12 protein-coding genes are annotated in these 18,389 nt (G+C 47.6%); all 12 read left to right on the top strand.

Features of this window, described 5'->3' with window-relative positions:
• Positions 1-67 precede the first annotated feature (67 nt).
• The 12 genes from ACMGF9_RS15765 (at position 68) to gndA (ending at position 18,372) form a co-directional block, all read left to right on the top strand.
• A complete protein-coding gene (locus ACMGF9_RS15765; protein ID WP_015377239.1) occupies positions 68-1,492 on the top strand; it encodes a mannose-1-phosphate guanylyltransferase/mannose-6-phosphate isomerase in 1,425 nt (474 codons plus the stop codon).
• A gap of 11 nt (positions 1,493-1,503) precedes the next feature.
• Positions 1,504-2,877, top strand: coding sequence for a phosphomannomutase CpsG (gene cpsG / locus ACMGF9_RS15760; protein ID WP_118892271.1), 1,374 nt, complete (start codon positions 1,504-1,506; stop codon positions 2,875-2,877).
• 143 nt (positions 2,878-3,020) lie between these two features.
• Positions 3,021-4,037, top strand: coding sequence for a UDP-glucose 4-epimerase GalE (galE, locus tag ACMGF9_RS15755; protein ID WP_015377241.1), 1,017 nt, complete (start codon positions 3,021-3,023; stop codon positions 4,035-4,037).
• Between the two features lie 609 nt (positions 4,038-4,646).
• Positions 4,647-6,059, top strand: a complete 1,413-nt coding sequence (locus ACMGF9_RS15750; protein WP_015377242.1) for a mannose-1-phosphate guanylyltransferase/mannose-6-phosphate isomerase — start codon at positions 4,647-4,649, stop codon at positions 6,057-6,059.
• Positions 6,060-6,073: 14 nt separating this feature from the next.
• Positions 6,074-7,447, top strand: a complete 1,374-nt coding sequence (gene cpsG / locus ACMGF9_RS15745; protein WP_025302181.1) for a phosphomannomutase CpsG — start codon at positions 6,074-6,076, stop codon at positions 7,445-7,447.
• 11 nt (positions 7,448-7,458) lie between these two features.
• Complete coding sequence (locus ACMGF9_RS15740) at positions 7,459-8,244, top strand: ABC transporter permease (protein ID WP_033633692.1); 786 nt, start codon at positions 7,459-7,461, stop codon at positions 8,242-8,244.
• Positions 8,244-9,461 carry an ABC transporter ATP-binding protein gene (locus ACMGF9_RS15735; RefSeq protein ID WP_015377245.1) on the top strand — a complete coding sequence of 406 codons (1,218 nt, stop codon included), beginning with the start codon at positions 8,244-8,246 and terminating at the stop codon, positions 9,459-9,461. The genes ACMGF9_RS15740 and ACMGF9_RS15735 overlap by 1 nt, the downstream gene beginning before the upstream one ends.
• Complete coding sequence (locus ACMGF9_RS15730) at positions 9,458-10,795, top strand: class I SAM-dependent methyltransferase (protein ID WP_021504311.1); 1,338 nt, start codon at positions 9,458-9,460, stop codon at positions 10,793-10,795. The genes ACMGF9_RS15735 and ACMGF9_RS15730 overlap by 4 nt, the downstream gene beginning before the upstream one ends.
• On the top strand, positions 10,795-14,436 hold the full coding sequence (locus ACMGF9_RS15725) for a glycosyltransferase (RefSeq protein ID WP_015377247.1): 3,642 nt from the start codon (positions 10,795-10,797) through the stop codon (positions 14,434-14,436). The genes ACMGF9_RS15730 and ACMGF9_RS15725 overlap by 1 nt, the downstream gene beginning before the upstream one ends.
• A 104-nt stretch (positions 14,437-14,540) precedes the next feature.
• Positions 14,541-15,686, top strand: a complete 1,146-nt coding sequence (locus tag ACMGF9_RS15720; RefSeq protein WP_071826104.1) for a glycosyltransferase family 4 protein — start codon at positions 14,541-14,543, stop codon at positions 15,684-15,686.
• Positions 15,679-16,809, top strand: coding sequence for a glycosyltransferase family 4 protein (locus ACMGF9_RS15715; protein ID WP_021504313.1), 1,131 nt, complete (start codon positions 15,679-15,681; stop codon positions 16,807-16,809). Before ACMGF9_RS15720 ends, ACMGF9_RS15715 begins: the two co-directional genes overlap by 8 nt.
• A 156-nt stretch (positions 16,810-16,965) precedes the next feature.
• Positions 16,966-18,372 carry an NADP-dependent phosphogluconate dehydrogenase gene (gene gndA, locus ACMGF9_RS15710; protein WP_015377250.1) on the top strand — a complete coding sequence of 469 codons (1,407 nt, stop codon included), beginning with the start codon at positions 16,966-16,968 and terminating at the stop codon, positions 18,370-18,372.
• The last annotated feature ends 17 nt before the right edge of the window (positions 18,373-18,389 follow it).

Genomic DNA, 18,389 nt, shown 5'->3' with positions numbered 1-18,389 from the left:
TTTAGAATGATGCTGCTGATGAGTGGCGTCGTCCTTATAAGAACGATGACTGAGTAAAGGGTAGATAATGTCCAAACTAATCCCTGTGGTTATGGCCGGCGGTACTGGGAGCCGTCTGTGGCCGATGTCGCGAGAATCGTTCCCTAAACAGTTTCTTTCTATTGATGACAGTGGGATGAGCCTGCTGCAACAGACGTTACAGCGCTTGTCGGGGCTGGGCGGTATTGAAATTGCCGCTCCTTTGGTCATTTGCAATGAGGAACATCGTTTTTTGGTTGCCGAGCAATTGCGTGAAATCGGACAATTAGCGACCAATATCATTTTAGAGCCCGTAGGGCGCAATACCGCGCCGGCAGTGGCGTTAGCCGCTCATCTGGCAGCGGAAGAAGACGAAGACAGCATGCTCTTGGTGCTGGCTGCAGATCATCTGATCACGAAGGTCGATAATTTTCACGCGGCGATCCAGACGGCTATCTCGTTTGCAGGCAATAACCATCTGGTCACGTTTGGCATTATTCCGGAACATCCGGAAACCGGGTACGGCTACATCAAACGCGGCAGTCACCTGTCCAATGATTGTTTCAAGGTTGATTCATTCGTGGAAAAACCACGTTTGGAGAAAGCGATCGAATACCTCGCCAGCGGAGATTATAGTTGGAACAGCGGTATGTTCATGTTTAAGACCGCCAAGTTCTTACAGGAATTGCGGCAGTTCAGTCCCGACATCTTTAGCACAACCCAGCAGTCTGTGGGTAAGAGCCAACGCGACATGAATTTTATCCGGGTTGAGCAAGACATCTTCAAACACTGTCCAAGTGATTCCATCGACTATGCGGTGATGGAAAAAACGCGTGATGCCGTAGTGATTCCCATTGATGCCGGCTGGAGCGACGTCGGCTCCTGGTCTTCACTGTGGAACGTTTCCGAAAAAGATCCGTTGGGCAATGTCAACGTGGGTGACGTTATTTCGATCGACTCCAGTGACAATTACATTTCGTCGGAGTCTGCGTTGGTGGCAACCATTGGGTTGGAAAATCTTATCGTGGTCAACACCACTGACGCCTTGCTGATCGCTCACAAGGATAAAGTACAGGATGTAAAGAAAGTGGTTGATGAGCTTAAAAAGCGCAATCTTCATCACTTTCGCCAACATTCCACCGCCTACCGGCCCTGGGGCAAGATTTGCGACATCGACAGCGGCACGCACTTCCAGGTGAAGAAAATCATTGTGCGGCCAGGGGAGGGATTGTCGGTGCAACGCCATCTCCACCGTGCCGAACATTGGATCGTTGTGAGTGGGACAGCAAGAGTTAACGTTGATGATCAAGAGTTCTTCTTGTCGGAAAATCAGTCTACCTTCATTCCTGCGGGCAGTGTCCATACGCTAGAAAACCCGGGAAAAATCGATTTAGAAATGATCGAGGTCAGGTCGGGGCGCTATCTGGAAGAAGATGATATTGAGCGTTTGCAAGATCGCTATGGCAGAATTTAACAGGTTTGGTAATGCAAAAATTGACGTGTTTTAAAGCTTATGACATCCGGGGAAAGCTGGGTGAAGAGCTGAATGAGGACATCGCGTATCGTATTGGACGTGCCTATGGCGAGTTTTTGAAGCCCAAACGGATCGTGTTGGGCTGCGATGTGCGGTTGACCAGTGAAAGCCTGAAACTGGCGCTGGCGAAAGGGTTACAGGATTCAGGCACTGATGTGATAGACATCGGTTTAACCGGTACCGAAGAAATCTATTTCGCCACAACCTATTTAAAAGCCGATGGTGGCGTGGAAGTGACCGCCAGCCATAATCCTATCGATTACAACGGCATGAAGTTAGTGCGCGAAGGCTCTCGCCCAATCAGCGGCGATACCGGGCTACGAGCGATTCAAGAACTGGCGGAGAAAAATCACTTTCAGGCGCCGGCAGCAACGCGCGGTAGCTATGTCCGCCAGGACGTATTGGGGGCTTATGTAGAGCACATACTGTCTTACGTCGACGTGAAAAACTTCAAGCCGTTGAAGCTGGTGCTCAACTCGGGCAACGGTGCGGCAGGGCATGTGATTGATGCCATCGAGGCGCAACTCAAGGCGCGGGGCGTGCCGTTGGAGTTTATCAAGGTGCATCACCAGCCGGACGGGGCTTTCCCTAACGGTATTCCCAACCCTTTGCTGCCTGAATGTCGCGCGGATACCGCCGATGCGGTGCGTGAGCATGGCGCTGATATGGGGATCGCGTTCGACGGCGATTTCGATCGCTGCTTCCTGTTCGATGAAAAAGGCGATTTCATTGAGGGTTATTACATCGTCGGCTTGCTGGCGGAAGCCTTCCTGCAGAAACAGCCGGGAGCGAAGATCATCCACGATCCGCGTCTGAGTTGGAATACCGTCGATGTGGTCACCGATGCGGGTGGCGTGCCCGTGATGTCGAAAACCGGCCATGCTTTCATTAAGGAACGCATGCGTGCGGAAGACGCCATTTATGGCGGTGAGATGAGCGCCCACCACTATTTCCGTGATTTTGCTTATTGTGACAGCGGCATGATCCCGTGGCTGTTGGTTGCCGAACTGGTCAGTGTGAAAGGACAAACTTTGGGGCAACTGGTACAGGATCGCATTGCCGCCTACCCGTCTTCCGGTGAGATCAATATCAAACTGGCACAGCCGGCCGTGTCCATTGAAAGCGTCAAGCAATACTATTTGGCTCAAGCGAATGAGGTAGACTATACCGATGGCATCAGCATGTCGTTCGCAAACTGGCGTTTCAACCTGCGTTCCTCCAATACGGAACCTGTGGTGCGTCTTAATGTCGAATCGCGAGCCGATGTTGCGCTGATGCAAGCGAAGACCGACGAGATTTTGGCGTTGCTCGGTGCACAAATTTAACGCTTAATACATTGAATAGTCTAGGATGAGAGCGGTTTTACCGCTCTCTCTTCATGGTACGCCCAGAAGGTTGTATGATGCGCCCGGTATCGATGAGGGCGTTTTTGTCGAATCAAGAATGTTGCGAAGTATAAGGGGGGGATATGGCAATTTTAGTTACCGGTGGTGCTGGTTACATCGGATCGCACACCGTGCTATCGCTCCTGGAGCGTGGCGAGGACGTCGTGGTGTTGGATAATTTGTCCAACTCATCTGCGGAGTCATTGCAGCGGGTGGAGAAACTGTCGGGGAAAGCCGCAGAGTTCCATCAGGGAGACGTTCAGGATGCCGAATGCCTGCAGCGCATCTTTGGCGCTCATGAGATCACTGCCGTGATCCATTTCGCCGGTCTTAAGGCGGTAGGGGAGTCAACGCGCAAGCCGCTGGAGTATTATCAGAATAACGTTACCGGCACGCTGGTGTTGTTGGATGCTATGCGTCGTGCCGGCGTGCACGACTTTATCTTTAGCTCTTCTGCCACTGTCTATGGTGCCAATTCGCCGGTACCTTATGTAGAGACGACACCGATCGGCGGGACAACCAGCCCTTATGGAACATCAAAGTTGATGGTGGAGCAGATCCTGCAAGATTTCGCTAAAGCAGAGCCTCAGTTCTCGATTATCGCCTTGCGTTATTTTAATCCGGTAGGTGCTCACGAGTCCGGTTTGATTGGTGAAGATCCCAATGGCATTCCCAATAACCTGCTGCCGTACATCTCACAAGTGGCTATCGGCAAGCTGGAGAAACTGGGTATTTTCGGTGGGGATTATCCGACAAACGATGGAACGGGAGAACGCGATTACATCCATGTCATGGATCTGGCCGAAGGCCACCTGAAGGCGATGGATCATCTGCCAAAGATCAATGGATTTAAGGCCTACAACCTTGGGGCTGGCGTAGGGCATTCGGTGCTGGCGATGGTTCAGGCGTTTGAGAAAGCGTCAGGCGTAACGATCCCTTATCAGATCTTGCCACGTCGCGATGGCGACCTGCCTGCTTTCTGGGCCAATGCCGATCTGGCTTATCAGGAGCTGGGATGGAAAGTCAGCCGAGGCATTGATGATATGATGCGCGATACTTGGAATTGGCAGCGCACTAATCCACAAGGTTACCAAAAGTAATACCTTACAGATAAGCTCCCTCTCTTTGTTAGATCATGATTGCGGTTTGCGATCGCAATCATGCATCCCACCAGGATACACATTCTTTAAATATTATAACGTATTTAACAATGCGATCGCGATTGTTACACGGGTTAAGCCCTTTTCGGGCGCTGAGTGAGCGTTCATCTCAGATAAGCCTGAAAAAGCGGATAATCTACAGGTGTTTTGATGGCTAAGGTGGTAGCATACGCAGCAAAAATATTTATTATATCCGTCCCCTATACCTGACAAGGGGGGACACGAGTATGGCTTTTCGTGCCATATGCGAGGTACAACAGTGTGGCGAGTTTTGGCCATGGATAAAATTCAAAAGCAAGATCAGTCGGTTGGTAGCTGTTGAGCCAAGGGCGGTAGCGTGATTTTTGCAGGCCTTCGTCACCGTGAGAGGTTGAGTAATCTCCTGTATTATCACTGCCAGCGAAATGCCCTTCGTTGCTGTTTGGCCTTCATCTAAGCACTGCATAAGGCAACAGTAAGCGCGATAATTGAACGTTATGTATTGGTGTGACCTAACTTAACATATTGTATTTAAAGCTTTATATATTTTTAGCGTCATAAGGACAAAAAATGTTATTACCTGTAATTATGGCAGGCGGTACTGGTAGCCGTTTATGGCCGATGTCACGAGAACTCCACCCTAAGCAGTTTTTGCGCTTGCACAGCGTAAATTCAATGCTTCAGGAAACGTTGAAACGACTCGATGGCGTGGAGATCGGTGAGCCTGTTGTAATCTGCAACGAAGACCACCGTTTTATGGTGGCTGAACAGCTGCGTCAAATTGATATGTTGTCACACAACATTATCCTGGAGCCCATTGGCAGAAATACTGCGCCAGCGATTGCTTTGGCTGCATTGAATGCTACCGCAGCAGGTAACGATCCTATCATGCTGGTATTGGCAGCAGACCATATCATCAAGGATGTTAATGTTTTCCACCAGGCGATCGAAGCAGCATTGCCTTACGCAGCGGAAAAAAGCCTGGTTACGTTTGGTATTGTGCCGACAGGTCCAGAAACTGGTTATGGTTACATCCAGCGTGGAGAGTGCTGCGATGATAAAGCGGTGGCCGCTAACGTAAAACGTTTTGTTGAGAAACCTGATCTCGCAACCGCTCAGGCCTATGTCGACTCCGGTGAATATTTTTGGAACAGTGGTATGTTCATGTTCCGTGCCAAGCGTTACCTAGAGGAACTGGAGGCATTCCGTCCCGATATCCTGGCTGCCTGTCGCCGCTCGCTGGATGATACCGAATGTGACAAAAACTTTATCAATGTCAATCGCGACGCCTTTGCGAGTTGCCCAGACGAGTCGGTCGATTATGCGGTAATGGAAAAAACACAAGATGCGGTCATGATCCCGCTGGATGCCGGTTGGAGTGATGTCGGCTCATGGTCTGCATTATGGGAAGTCAGCCAGAAAGATGGGGCTGGTAATGCATTGACCGGCGACACTTTCCTGCATAATACCCGTGATTGCTATATCAATACTGATGAAAAATTAGTTGCGGCTGTTGGCGTAGATAATCTGGTTATTGTTAACACTAAAGATGCCGTTCTCGTGGTTGATAAGTCGAAAGTTCAGGACGTTAAAAAAGTTGTTGAGTATCTGAAAAAACATAAGCGGAGTGAATATCGAAGACACCGCGAGGTTTATCGACCATGGGGTATTTGCGATATTTTGGTTGCTGAAAAGCGTTTTAATGTCAATCGTATCACCGTTAATCCCGGGGAAGCATTTTCTCTGCAAATGCACCATCACCGCACGGAACACTGGGTGGTTCTTTCTGGTACGGCTAAAGTAACAACGGGGGATAAAACGTTCTTACTTACCGAAAATCAGTCGACATTCATTCCAATTGGGGTTGTCCACCGTTTAGAAAATCCCGGAAATATTCCTTTGGAGCTGATTGAGATTCAGTCAGGCTCTTATTTAGGTGATGATGACATTATCCGTATTAAAGATCATTACGGTCGTTGCTAATTTTTGAGGTTTTAATGAGTGCCTTAACTTGTTTTAAAGCGTATGATATCCGTGGTCAACTAGGTGAAGAGCTGAATGAGGATATTGCCTATCGTATCGGCCGAGCTTATGGCGAATACCTGAAACCTCAGCGCGTTATCGTAGGTGGCGATGTACGGCTGACCAGCGAGTCTCTTAAAGTGGCTCTCGCCAACGGATTGCAGGATGCTGGTGTTGACGTATATGACATTGGTATGAGTGGCACTGAAGAAGTCTATTTTGCCACTTTCCATTTGAATATGGATGGTGGCATTGAAGTTACTGCTAGCCACAATCCAATGAATTATAATGGTATGAAACTGGTTAAGGCAAATGCTCAGCCGATTAGTGGTGATACCGGTTTATTTGCGATTAAAAAATTAGCGGAAGAAAATACGTTTCCTGCGGTAGTGAAGGATAAACGTGGTAGTTATCAACAAATATCCATTCTCACCGATTATGTAGATCATTTGCTGAAGTATATTGATGCAACAGCATTGAAGCCAATGAAATTGGTCATTAACTCTGGAAATGGTGCTGCAGGCCATGTTATCGACGAAATAGAGCGACGTTTCCAGCAAGAAAATATTCCCGTTACCTTTGTAAAGGTTCATCATCAACCTGATGGGAATTTCCCTAACGGTATCCCTAACCCGTTATTACCTGAATGTCGGGATGACACAGCAAAAGCCGTGCTTGAGCATCAGGCGGATATGGGAATTGCTTTTGACGGTGATTTCGATCGTTGTTTCCTGTTTGATGAGAAGGGCGCTTTCATCGAGGGCTACTATATCGTTGGCCTATTGGCAGAAGCTTTCCTGCAAGCCAACCCTGGCTCCAAGATTATTCATGATCCTCGTCTGTCATGGAATACCATCGATATCGTTACCCAAGCTGGTGGCATCCCTGTTATGTCCAAAACGGGGCATGCCTTTATCAAGGAGCGCATGCGCAAAGAAGATGCTATCTATGGTGGCGAGATGAGTGCGCACCATTACTTCCGTGATTTCGCTTATTGTGACAGCGGTATGATTCCATGGTTATTGGTAGCGGGTTTACTTTCAGTTAAAGGCAGTGTGTTGAGTCAGCTAGTGAAGGATCGTATGGAAGCGTATCCAGCATCTGGTGAGATTAATCGCAAATTGCCTGATGCTAAAGCTGCCATTGAGCGTGTTTTAGGCGTTTACAAAGATGATGCCGTGGCTTTTGACATGACAGATGGTATCAGCCTTGAATTCAATGAATGGCGTTTTAATCTGCGGACATCGAATACTGAACCTGTTGTACGTTTGAATGTTGAGTCAAAAGGGGATGTTGAATTGATGCAGAAAAAAACTAAAGAGATTCTGGCGCTCTTAGGCGGAGAATAACGATGAAAGAAATGTTATTAGCCATCTATGGTTACCGGGGTTTTATTTGGAGCAGTATTAAGCGGGACTTTCAGTCCCGTTACCAAACCAGCATGTTGGGAGCTTTATGGCTGGTATTGCAGCCGTTAGCGATGATTTTGGTATATACACTGGTATTCTCAGAAGTGATGAAGGCACGGATGCCTGATAATTCAGGCCCTTTTGCCTATAGTATTTATCTTTGCTCTGGGGTGCTGACGTGGGGATTATTTACTGAAATTCTTGATAAAAGCCAAAGTGTCTTCATTACTAATGCTAACTTAATAAAAAAGCTCAGCTTCCCAAAAATTTGCTTACCGGTCATTGTGACCGCGTCTGCGATTTTAAACTTCGCCATTATATTTAGCCTGTTTTTAATTTTTCTTGTTTTTACCGGAAACTTTCCCGGGGTTTTATTCTTCTCCGTCTTACCCGTTTTGGCTCTGCAAGTTCTGTTCACCGTCGGTCTGGGTATGACATTGGGCGTGATGAACGTTTTCTTCCGGGACGTTGGGCAGTTTGTTGGCGTATTATTGCAATTCTGGTTCTGGTTCACACCCATCGTTTATGTATTAAATTCGCTGCCTGAATGGGCCAGAACATCGCTGATGTACAACCCAATGGCCCGAGTTATGCAAGCATACCAGTCAATATTTGCATACCAACAGCAACCTAACTGGTACTCATTATGGCCAGTATTGGTTCTGGCCATAATTTTCTGTGCGTTTGGTATGAGATTGTTCAGGAAACACGCTGCAGATATGGTGGACGAGTTATAATGAGTTACATAAAAGTACATAATGTTGGCAAGGCATACAAACAGTATGCCTCTAAGACAGGGCGTCTGCTTGAGTGGATTTCGCCATTTAACACCGTCAAACATAAACTAAAATGGATCCTGCAGAACATCAGTTTTCATGTTGAGCCTGGTGAGGCGTTAGGCATTATTGGTATTAACGGTGCCGGTAAAAGTACATTACTGAAATTGATTACTGGCACAGCGAAACCAACCTGCGGCGAAATTGCTCTCGACGGTCGAGTTGCGGCATTATTGGAGCTCGGCATGGGCTTTCACTCGGATTTTACCGGGCGCCAAAACGTTTATATGTCAGGGCAGCTGCTGGGTATGTCCGTCGAAAAAATTACGGAACTTATGCCGGAAATCGAGGCGTTCGCTGAGATCGGTGATTATATCGATCAACCGGTTCGTGTTTACTCAAGCGGTATGCAAGTTCGATTGGCATTTAGCGTTGCAACAGCGATTCGCCCGGATATTTTGATTGTTGATGAGGCCTTATCTGTTGGTGACGCTTATTTTCAGCATAAGAGTTTCGAGCGGATACGTGAGTTTCGCAAGCTAGGAACCACCCTCTTGCTCGTGTCACATGACAAACAAGCGATCCAAAGCATATGTGATAGAGCTATTTTGCTTAACAAAGGCAGAGTAGAAATGGAGGGTGAGCCTGAAGCAGTAATGGATTACTATAATGCCCTACTCGCTGATAAGCAAAATGTGTCGATTCGTCAGGTTGAAAATAATGGAAAATTGCAGACGCTCTCTGGCTCAGGCGAGGCAACTATTACCGATATTAGTCTTCTTAGTACCGAAGGTGAAAGTATTGAGGTGGTAGCGGTAGGGCAACCTGTCAACCTTCAGGTGAAGGTGCATGTCAATGAGGCTGTTCCTGAACTTGTCGTGGGATATTTGATTAAAGACCGATTGGGACAGCCGGTTTTTGGTACCAATACTCATCATCTGAAACAGCCATTATTCGATTTGAAAGAGAATGAATCGAGAACCTTTTCATTTGCGTTCTCTGCCAATTTGGGGGTTGGGTCTTACTCGGTTGCCGTAGCGTTACATACGGCAGGAACTCATGTTGGAAAAAATTACGAATGGCGCGATCTGGCGGTTGTTTTCAACGTTGTTAATTCAAACGAGAAAGATTTTATTGGAGTAGCTTGGTTGCCCCCTAAGTTGGAGATTTTTGAATGAGTGGTAATTTTTATCGCGTTTTTGAGGAAAAACATCGGGGGAGCGTGCAAGATATCAAACAACGCTTATCTGTATATCTTCCTTTTATTATGGCGTTGGCAAAAATTTACCCTTCAGCTGAAGTTGTCGATGTTGGCTGTGGGCGTGGAGAATGGCTCGAGATCTTACGAGATAATGCTATTCCTGCCATGGGGGTTGATCTCGATGATGGTATGCTCGAACGTGCTTTGCAGGTTGGGCTGAACGTGAAGAAAATGGACTGCCTGGATTTCCTCCAGCAGCAGGAGGACGGCAGTCTACTGGCCATCACCGGTTTTCATATCGCAGAACATCTGCCCTTCGAGTTTTTACAGTCTTTGGTGAAAGAGGCGTTGCGGGTGCTTAAACCCGGTGGTTTGCTGATTCTGGAGACGCCAAACCCCGAAAATGTAAGCGTTGGAACCTGTTCTTTTTATATGGATCCGACGCACAACCATCCGCTGCCTCCAGCGTTGCTCGAATTCATTCCGAACTATTACGGTTTTCTGAGAACTAAAATACTGCGTTTGCAGGAAAAAGCGGCACTGAGAGACGAAGAGACATCGGTATATTTGGTCGATGTGTTGAAAGGTGTCAGCCCAGACTATAGCATGATTGCCCAAAAAGAGGGTGAGGCATCGATTGTCGGTGAGTTGGACGCCTATTTTGATAAAGAATATGGGGTTACTCTCGACGGCTTAAGCGATCGCTATGACCTACGCTTGAATAACGAGTTTAAGCGAATGAACACGGCGTTACGTGCGCAGACAGTGAAGTTCCACGAAGTGAGTAACCAATTGGAGCGTTTTCAGCACCAATTGGACAAGTCACATCAAGAGCTGATGGCTGTACATGCTAATAATCAAAGCCTACAGCAGCAGCTCATTGACGTGCATGCTAACAATCAGAGTCTGCAACAACAGCTTTTTGATGCGCATACCAGCAATTCCTGGCGTGTGACCTCCCCATTGCGTTGGGTTTCATATCAATTTAAAGCGGTACGTGAGCAAGGCGTTAAAACTCGAGCTCGCAAAGCAGCCAAAAAGGTTTTGAGAAAGGGAATAAATACGGCTCTGGCTTTATTCCATGAACATCCTAAATTCAAAGCATTCATTCTTTCCAGCGCTAGAAAGCTGGGTGCTTACCGATTTCTGCAATCTGTTTTCAGACGGGTTTTAATTTCCGCACCTGACTATCACGCCGATCTTATGGTGAATGAACGTCATGTTGTGTATAAGGAAAATATGACGAGCAGAGCTATCGATATATATGAGCAGCTAAAGAGAATAAATAATAAGAAACACGGGGATTCATAATGCGTATTGTTATTGACCTGCAAGGAGCACAAACGGAAAGCCGTTTTCGGGGTATTGGCCGTTATACTCTTTCGATTGCAAAGGCAATCATCCGTAATAACAGTCAACACGAAATTTTTATTGCTTTGTCTGCGCTGTTTCCCGAAACCATCGCTGAACTTAAAGCGCAATTTGCTCGCTTAGTGCCGGCCGAAAATATCGTTATCTGGTATGCGCCTGGCCCTGTCAGAGCGATGGATAGAAACAATGCTTGGCGCAGTGAGTGTGCAGAATATGTGCGTGAAGCCTTCTTACATAATCTTAAACCTGATGTCGTTTTTATAACCAGTTTGTTCGAAGGGCATGTAGATAATGCGGTGACGTCGATCGCTAAATTAACGCCAAAAACTAAAGTGGCGGTGTTGCATCACGATCTAATCCCTTTGGTACAAGCGGATGTTTACCTGCAAGATGACGTTTATAAAGATTATTATTTAAAGAAAATCAATTGGTTAAAGAACGCGGATCTGCTGCTGACCAACTCGGACTATACTTCTTCGGAGGTGATTGAGTGGTTGGATATTCCCGAAAGCAAAGTGTGCACGATTTCGGCGGCGACCGAAGAACATTTTGATATCAGCGAGATTTCCGCTAATAATTTTTCTGAATTAAAAGAGAAATATGGCATTACCCGTGATGTCGTACTTTATGCTCCTGGCGGTTTTGACTCCCGTAAAAACTTCAAGAGGTTGATTGAGGCTTACAGCAAATTAACGCCTGAATTGCGTGAAAAAAATCAACTGGTTATCGTTAGTAAGCTATCGGACAGCGATCGCAGTTATCTGCATTCCATCGCGCGTAATCAACAACTGCGTGATGACGAGATGGTTCTGACTGGATATGTATCGGAACAGGATCTGGTCGTGTTTTATCAGTTGGCCAAGTTGTTTGTCTTTGCTTCGTTGCATGAAGGCTTTGGATTACCGATTCTGGAGGCCATGACGTGCGGTGCGGCGACAATCGGTTCTAACGTCACCAGTATCCCGGAAGTGATCGGTTATGCCGATGCGCTGTTTGATCCCTATTCTGTTGAGTCAATAAGCGACAAGCTTCAACAAGCTTTAAGCGATGACGTTTTCCTCGCTCAATTAAAGAAACACGCTTTGGAGCAATCCGCCAAGTTTTCGTGGGATAAGGCGGGAACTATCGCCTTGTCTCGTTTTGAGCGGTTAGTTGCTGAGGCTGGAGATGTGGAGTTTGAATCGGTAACGTCATCGCAATTGATCTCCGCCGTTTCCTCGATCAAATGTCGTGAAGAGCCTTCGGATAACGATCTGCGGTCAACCGCTGAGGCGATGGATAGAAATGCCAAAAGACTCGAGTTGCAAGGCATTGCGCTAGAGTCTCTCTCTTGGCGCGTTGAAGGACCTTTTGACAGCTCCTATAGCCTGGCTTTGGTAAATCGAGAATTCGCGCGAGCACTCAGTCGCGACAATGTTGACGTTCTGCTGCATTCAACGGAAGGGCCTGGCGACTTTGCTCCAAATGAAACCTTCCTAAGTGATGAAAGTAATGCGGATTTGAAGGCATTCCATTCGCGTTTGCAGCAGCGGAGTGAGCAGCAGGTTAATGTATTGAGCCGCAATATCTATCCGCCACGTGTCAGCAACATGGCTGCGGATGTGAAGCTTTTGCATTGCTATGCATGGGAAGAAAGTGGCTTTCCACAAGGTTGGATCAATAATTTCAACCGTGAATTGGATGCGATCCTTTGCACTTCAGAACATGTGCGCAAAGTATTGATTGATAATGGTACTAAAGTTCCCGTTTTTAATGTCGGGAATGGTTGCGAGCACTGGGAGCGGATTCAGTCAGCCAATCCTCCGCAACTGAACGCCAAAGCATTCAAATTCCTGCATGTTTCTTCGTGCTTCCCGCGGAAGGGGGTTCAGGCGATGCTGGCGGCCTATGGCGCCGCTTTTACCGGAGAGGATGATGTTTCTCTGGTCATCAAAACTTTCCCTAACCCGCACAATGAAATTCAGGCATGGCTTACGCAAGCTCAGAAGCGGCACGTCAATTATCCCCATGTCATTATTATCGAGCAGGATATGCCGGAACAAGAGCTGAAAGCGCTCTATGAACAGTGTGATGTCTTGGTGGCGGCAAGCTGTGCTGAAGGATTTGGTTTGCCGATTGCGGAGGCGATGTTGAGCGGTTTACCCGCTATCACCACTGGTTGGAGCGGGCAGCTTGATTTTTGCACGCAGGAAAATTCATGGCTGGTTGATTATCGTTTTGAACGCGCGAAGACCCATTTTGGCCTGTTTTCTTCATCATGGGTGCATGCCGATATTGATAAACTGGCCGAGGCGATGGCGCAGGCGGCGGCGACTGACAAAAAGCAACTATCGGCAATGGCAGCAAAAGGGCGTGAACTGATACTTAGTCAGTTTACCTGGAGCTCGGTTGCGCAGCGATCAAAGGCTGCGGTAGGCGAATTGCGTAAGCATTTTGACGTCGCTCAAGTGGAACCCCGGATTGGCTGGCTCTCGACGTGGAATACCAAATGCGGCATCGCCACCTATTCCCAACATTTGGTAGCTGACATGCCCAGCGACCAAATTGTGATTTTTGCACCGACAGCAAATGATCTGGTACATGCGGACGAAGGTAACGTTCTGAGGAGTTGGGTTGTTGGAAAAGAAGACAACTACCTTGATGCTTTAGATACTCAAATTGAAACCCTGAATCTGAATACCTTGGTCATCCAGTTTAACTATGGATTCTTTAACCACCGCGAGTTATCTGCCTTTATCAAAAGGCATCACCAGGCGGGACGGGTTATCGTTATGGCCATGCATTCGACGGTTGATCCGATCGAAAAAGAGCCGTATTGGAATTTCCGTTTATCAGAAATGACTGACGCGTTGAAAATGTGTGACCGTTTGCTGGTTCATTCTATTGCTGATATCAACCGCCTGAAGTTGCTTGGACTAGTCAATAATGTCACTCTGTTCCCACATGGCGTGATTAACTATCCCGCTCTGGCATCGACTGCTCATCGTAATCTGCCGCCTTTGGTTGCCAGCTATGGTTTTTGCCTGCCGCATAAAGGGTTGAAGGAACTTATCGAAGCCGTGGCCTATTTGAAAAAAGCGGGGAACCCTATTCGACTAAGGTTGGTCAATGCGGAATACCCCGTCAGTGAATCCACCGCTTTGGTTCGTGAGCTTAAAGAGACTGCGGCTAATTTGAAGGTTGAAGATCTGGTTGAGATGCATAACGATTTTCTTGATGATAAAGAAAGCTTACGTCTGCTCTCTGACGCCGATCTGCTGGTTTTCGCGTATCAAAATACCGGCGAATCGGCCAGTGGTGCCGTTCGCTACGGCATGGCGACGCATAAACCTGTGGCAGTGACGCCGCTCGCTATTTTTGATGATCTTGGTGACGCTGTCTTCAAATTGAAGGGAACCTCCGTAGTGGATGTTGCTGAAGGTATTGCAGATATTATTTCTGAGATTGTTAAAAACTCTTCGAGTGCAGTTGAAACGCAACGACGTGCTGATGCGTGGTGCGAGCAGCATGATTATCATGCCGTTGCCAGACGGCTAGAAAACATGTGTGCGGGCTTGTTAAGAGCAAAACATTTCAAATAACCTCCTCTAGCTATAGCCTTATTCAATGCAGTAGGTGTGATTTCTACTACTGCATTGAATCTACTATGTTGAAAGCATAGATATTCTATGGAATGTGACTTTAGATGAAAATAATTCTTTCCGTTGAGCCTATCAAGTTCCCGTTGACTGGCATAGGGCGTTATACCTATGAGTTGGCAAAAGGCTTGCAAAGCCACAACGAAATTGAAGAACTAAATTTTTTCTCCGGTACCCGTTTTTTATCTAACATACCTACGGCAAAAAATACATCTGATAGTAGTCACTGGTTGAAAAAAATTGTGCAGAGCAATTCATTGGCTATTGAGACCTACAGATTGCTTATGCCACAACTAAAAAAGAAGGCGCTGCGTGGCTACGAACGTTGCCTTTTTCATGGACCTAATTATTTCCTCCCTCCTTTTGACGGCCCTGCAGTGGCAACGTTTCATGATCTTTCTCCTTTTAAATGGGAGCACTGTTTCGATCCTAAAAGGAATCGTTATACCAAGAAAGAAATGATGAAAGCATTATCGAGGGCGAATGGTCTCATCACGGTCTCGAACTATATTCGTAAAGAGATTCATGAATATTTCGATTATCCAATTGAGAAAATCCACACGGTTCATCTGGCAAGCTCGCCTGATTTTTACCCTCGTCAGGTAGAACACGTATCTGGAGTTTTAAAAAAATTTGATTTAAGCTATAAAGCCTTCACCTTATTCGTTGGTACCATTGAGCCGAGGAAGAATATTCTTTCCCTTATTCATGCTTATAGAAAACTGCCTGACGGATTGCGTGCCCGTTATCCATTAGTCCTCTCCGGCTATAAGGGATGGCGCAATGATGACATTATGCAGGAAATAGAGCGAGGACAGCGTGAGGGATGGCTTAAGTATCTGGGATTTGCGGCTGCAGAAGAATTGCCATTATTGTACTCTGCAGCCAGGCTGTTTGTTTTCCCATCACACTATGAAGGCTTTGGGCTTCCGGTATTGGAAGCGATGAGCTCGGGAACTCCGGTGATTTGTTCCAACAGTTCATCTTTGCCGGAAATCGCAGGTGATGCGGCATTAACTCACTCTCCTGAGGATGTCAGCTTATTAACGCAGCTTATTATCAGAGGGCTGACAGATGAAGCGTGGAGAAAGGATGCAATTGCATTAGGTTTGTCACATGCAGCAACGTTTTCCTGGAAAAATTGCACTAGCCAAACTTTAAACGTTTATCAAAAATTGACTAATAATGATTAAAGTACTCCATTTTTATAAAACCTATTATCCTGACTCATTTGGCGGCATTGAGCAAGTGATATACCAACTCGCTGAAGGTGGGGTAGAGAAGGGGATATCGACGGATGTTTTGTCCGTAACGCCTGCAGATAAGGATAGTTGCGAAACTATTTCACAGCATACAGCTCATAAAGTCAGACAAGATTTCAGCATTGCATCTAACCCATTTTCATTTCGTGTCATAAAGAAATTTAAAGAGCTCAGCGAGCAAGCGGATATCATCCACTATCATTTCCCATGGCCATACATGGATCTTGTACACTTCCTCTCGGGAGTGAATAAGCCGACAGTAGTTAGTTATCACTCTGATATTATCAGGCAAAAAAACCTTCTTAGGTTATATAAGCCACTGATGCACCTGTTCTTGCGTAAAATAGATTGCATCGTAGCAACATCACCGAACTATGTGGCCACCAGTGACGTATTGGAAACGTTCAAAAATAAAGTCTCTGTGATTCCGATAGGTCTGGATAAAGAGACATATCCGGTGCCAGAGCCGAGCCGCTTGGAAAAATGGCAGCGTCAGCTCGGCCAACCATTTTTCTTATTTATTGGCACGTTACGCTATTATAAAGGGTTACATATACTGCTAGAGGCGGCTATCGGTGCAAACTATCCTATCGTGATCGTAGGGGCCGGGCCGATCGAAAGTGAATTGCGTGAGCAGGCTCAGAACTTGGGACTGAAAAACGTTCATTTTCTTGGCGCATTGCCGGATGAGGATAAATCGGCACTACTGACGCTGAGCTATGGTATTGTATTTCCGTCACATTTACGCTCGGAAGCGTTTGGCATTTCGCTACTGGAAGGTGCCATGTACCGAAAACCCATGATTTCAAGTGAAATAGGGACAGGAACTACCTTTATCAACGTCAATGATCAGACGGGACTGGTGATCCCTCCATCGGATCCTTCGGCATTGAGAAAGGCAATGGATAAGCTTTGGGAGAACCCCAAGTTGGCGGAGACATTCGGTAATAAGGCGTATGAACGCTACGAAGAGATGTTCACCTCCAAACAAATGGTCGAGGCATACGCGAAAATCTACGAATCCCTGCTGGGAAGGCATAATAAGCCCGATTGAATGGTCTGGCAGGTTACTGAAAATTTAGACGAGTTATGTGACCTATCGCACCAATCACTACCCACCCGGCTCAATCCTGAGTTAACATGTGTGCCACATCACAAAACCTGCTGGCCGACGTTGCCGGCAGGGTCATCCTCAGACAGGAGTTCCTAAATGTCCAAGCAACAAATCGGCGTTGTCGGCATGGCGGTAATGGGCCGCAACCTCGCGCTGAACATCGAGAGCCGTGGTTACACCGTTTCCATTTTCAACCGTTCTGGCGACAAAACTGACGAAGTGATCGCTGAGAACCCGGGCAAGAATCTGGCGCCGTATTACACCGTTGAAGAGTTTGTCGAATCACTGGAAAAACCGCGCCGCATCCTGCTGATGGTGAAAGCGGGCGAAGCAACGGATAAAACCATTGCCTCGCTGACTCCGCACCTGGACAAGGGCGATATCCTGATCGACGGCGGCAACACCTACTATCAGGACACCATCCGTCGTAACCGCGAACTGTCCGACCAGGGCTTCAACTTCATCGGCACCGGCGTTTCCGGCGGTGAAGAGGGCGCGCTGAAAGGGCCTTCCATCATGCCTGGCGGCCAGAAAGAAGCTTACGAGCTGGTGGCGCCAATCCTGGAGAAAATCGCTGCGGTTGCGGAAGGCGAGCCTTGCGTGACCTACATCGGCGCAGACGGCGCCGGCCACTATGTGAAGATGGTGCACAACGGCATCGAATACGGCGACATGCAACTGATTGCCGAAGCCTATTCTCTGCTGAAACAGGCGTTGAATCTGAGCAACGAGCAGCTGGCCGAAACCTTCGCCGAGTGGAACAAGGGTGAACTGAACAGCTACCTGATCGACATCACCAAAGACATCTTCACCAAGAAAGACGAAGAAGGTAAATACCTGGTCGATGTGATCCTGGACGAAGCCGCCAACAAAGGCACCGGCAAATGGACCAGCCAGAGCTCGCTGGATCTGGGCGAACCGCTGTCGCTGATCACCGAATCGGTATTCGCACGCTACCTGTCCTCGCTGAAAGATCAGCGCGTTGCCGCGTCTAAAGTGCTGACCGGCCCGAAAGTGGCGCCGTTCACTGGCGACAAAGCTGAATTCATCGAGAAAGTGCGTCGCGCGCTGTATCTGGGCAAAATCGTGTCCTACGCGCAGGGCTTCTCTCAGCTGAAAGCCGCGTCTAAAGAAAACAACTGGGATCTGCACTACGGCGAAATCGCCAAGATCTTCCGTGCCGGCTGTATCATCCGCGCCCAGTTCCTGCAGAAGATCACCGACGCTTACGCAGCGGACGCCGATATCGCCAACCTGCTGCTGGCGCCATACTTCAAGCAAATCGCCGACGAGTACCAGCAGGCGCTGCGTGACGTAGTGGCCTACGCCGTGCAGAACGGTATCCCTACGCCAACCTTCTCCGCCGCGATCGCCTACTACGACAGCTACCGTTCAGCGGTGCTGCCGGCGAACCTGATCCAGGCGCAGCGCGACTACTTCGGCGCGCACACCTACAAACGCACCGACAAGGAAGGCGTGTTCCATACCGAATGGATGGAATAACCCCGCCCGTTGAGCGA

The sequence above is a fragment of the Serratia sp. BNK-23 genome (assembly GCF_047456145.1).
In the GTDB taxonomy this organism is placed as follows: domain Bacteria; phylum Pseudomonadota; class Gammaproteobacteria; order Enterobacterales; family Enterobacteriaceae; genus Serratia; species Serratia nematodiphila.
The sequence above is the reverse complement of the archived record's forward strand: the minus strand, read 5'-3'. Positions and strand labels throughout refer to the sequence as shown.